1 pseudogene is annotated in these 742 nt (G+C 75.6%); it reads right to left on the bottom strand.

What is annotated here, in order from left to right:
• A pseudogene (locus FV222_RS28225) lies at positions 1-742 on the bottom strand (DNA mismatch repair protein MutL); the annotation flags it as partial.

Below are 742 nucleotides of genomic sequence, written 5' to 3'. Positions count from 1 at the left end.
GCGGAACCGACGGCCGGCGGCGCCAGGTCGGCCGTCGGTTCCGCCAAGCCGGCCATCGGGTCCGACAAGTCGCCGGCCGGGTCGAACGCCGCCTGCGCCGCCTCGCCGAACCCGTAAGCCTGGTTCGGTGCGGGCCGGTGGAAGCCGGACGGCGCCGCGACCGACGGGGTGCCGGGCCGGAACGCGCCGGTTCGGGCGGCCTGGAACAGGCTCGGGCTCGCCGCCCCGCCATGTTGAGTCAGGGCATGCTGCGTCAGGGCATGTTGCGTGAGCGGAAGCCCGCCGGAGGGGCGTAGGGCGTCGAGGGTGCGGGCGGCGACGCCGGTCGAGGCCCGCACCCCGCCCCGGCGCAAGGCCTCGTGGATCGCGCTGACGACGAGCGCCCGCACCAGCCCCGGATCGCGGAACCGCACCTCGGTCTTGGCCGGGTGGACGTTGACGTCGACGAGGCCGGGCTCGCAGGCGATCGCCAGCCCGAGCACCGGATGCCGGTCGGAGCGCAGGGTGTCGGCGTAGGCGCCGCGCACCGCGCCGAGCAGCAGCCGGTCGCGGACGGGACGGCCGTTCACCGTGAAATGGATGTGGTTGGCCGCCCCGCGATGGAAGGTCGGCAGCCCGACATGGCCGGTGAGCGAGAAGCCCTCGCGCGCCATCGCCACCGGCAGGGCGTTCTCGGAAAAGTCCGACCCCAGCACCTGCGCCAGCCGGGCGAGGTTGGCTGCCGGGTCGTCCGGCCCGGCGC

This window comes from Methylobacterium sp. WL103 (assembly GCF_008039885.1).
Taxonomy (GTDB): domain Bacteria; phylum Pseudomonadota; class Alphaproteobacteria; order Rhizobiales; family Beijerinckiaceae; genus Methylobacterium; species Methylobacterium cerastii.
This window is presented reverse-complemented; position numbering and strand designations above follow the sequence as displayed.